The 1,737-nt window shown below is 75.1% G+C and carries 1 protein-coding gene; it reads right to left on the reverse strand.

All coding sequences use genetic code 11. The annotated features are described in order from the left end of the window. On the reverse strand, window positions 1–1,737 hold a 1,737-nt coding region (locus A5714_RS06745), incomplete at both ends, for an acyltransferase domain-containing protein (RefSeq protein ID WP_156747198.1).

Here is a 1,737-nt window from a genome sequence, read left to right on the forward strand (position 1 = left end):
CGGCCGGGGTGCTCGGTCTGCGCCGAGCGCACCAACCCCCACACCGCCGCGCCCGCCAGATCGGCGACGTCCTCCCCCGGCAACGCCACCGCGCCGCGCGTCGCCACCACCAGCACGCCCGCGTCGCGCTCGGTGAGCCAGGACTGCACCGCGGTCAGCGCCCGCTGTGTCCGCGCGTGCGCACCCGCCACCGGATCGTCTTCGGCAGCAACGGATTCGAACACCTCGTAGTGCGGTGTGTCGCCGCCCACAACCTCGGGGACGGATTCTTGCGACCAGGCCACCTCGAACAGCCGCTCCGGGCCGGACCCGGCGACGGCCGCCCGCAGCTGCTGCTCGCTGACCGGGCGCGCGACCATCGCGTCGACCGACAGCACCGGCAGCCCAAGGCCGTCGGCAAGCTCGATCGACACCGAGCCACCGCCGGCCGCGCCCGTCGGCGCGATCCGCGCCCGCACCGACGACGCTCCGGCCGCGTGCAGCGACACTCCTTGCCAGGAGAACGGCAGCAGCACCTCGGCGCCGGCCGGCGTGGCCATCACCACGGCGTGCAGCGCGGCGTCCAGCAGCGCCGGGTGCAAGCCGAAACCGCCGACCCCACCGGCCGCCTCGGGCAGCGTCGCCTCGGCGAACACCTCGTCGCCCCGCACCCACGCCGCCGTGAGGCCGCGGAACGCCGGGCCATAGCCGTAGCCGGCGGCGGCCAGCCGCTCGTAGCCGTCGGTCAAGTCCACCGCGACCGCCCCGGCCGGCGGCCAAGCGGCGAGGTCGGCGGCCGGCCCGCCCGACCCGGCGCCCAGCGCCCCCTCGGCGTGGCACACCCAATCCGCGTCGCCGTCAGGCCGGGAGAAGATCGACACCGCGCGTCGCCCCGCGTCGTCGGCGACGCCCACAACAACCTGCAGCGCAACGGAATTGCCGGGCGGCAAGATCAGCGGCGCCTGCAACGTCAGTTCGTCGACCACCGGGCAACCGACCTCGTCGCCGGCGCGGATCGCGAGTTCCACGAATCCCGTGCCGGGGAACACCACCGTCTGGGAGACGGCGTGGTCGGCCAGCCACGCCTGCGCGCCGGGGGCCAACCGGCCGGTCAGGACCACCCCGCCCGAGGCGGGCAGGTCCACCACCGCGCCCAGCAGCGCGTGCTGCCCGGCCGCCAGCCCCAGGCCGGCCGCGTCGGCGCCCGCCCCGTCGCCGGACAGCCAGAACCGGCGCCGGTCGAACGCGTAGGTGGGCAGCTCGACGTAGGCGCCGCCGTGCAGGGCGCCGCGCCACTCGACGCCGATACCGGCGACGAAGGCCGCCGCGGCGGAGGTGAGGAACCGGTCCAGGCCGCCGTCGTCGCGGCCCAGGGTGGGCACCACGATCGCTTCGCCGTCACCGCAGTCGTTGGCGGTGTCCTCGATGCCGGCGATCAGGGCCGGATGCGGGCTGGACTCGATGAACGCCCGATACCCCTGGGCGCAGGCGCTGCGGACCGCCTGGTCGAACTCCACCGGCTGCCGGATGTTGCGGTACCAGTAGTCGGCGTCCAAAGTGGCGGTGTCCGTTCGGTTTCCGGTCACCGTGGAGAAAAAGGCGGTGCGCGAGGCCCGCGGCTCGATGTCGGCCAGCACCTCGGCGAGCCGGCCGCGGATCGCCTCGACCTCCGGGGAGTGCGACGCATAGTCGACGTCGATGCGCCGGGTGCGCACGTCCTGCTCGGCGCAGACCCGGATCAGGTCCTCGAGCGCGCCC

This window comes from Mycobacterium sp. E2462, from assembly GCF_001672685.1.
Classification (GTDB): Bacteria; Actinomycetota; Actinomycetes; order Mycobacteriales; family Mycobacteriaceae; genus Mycobacterium.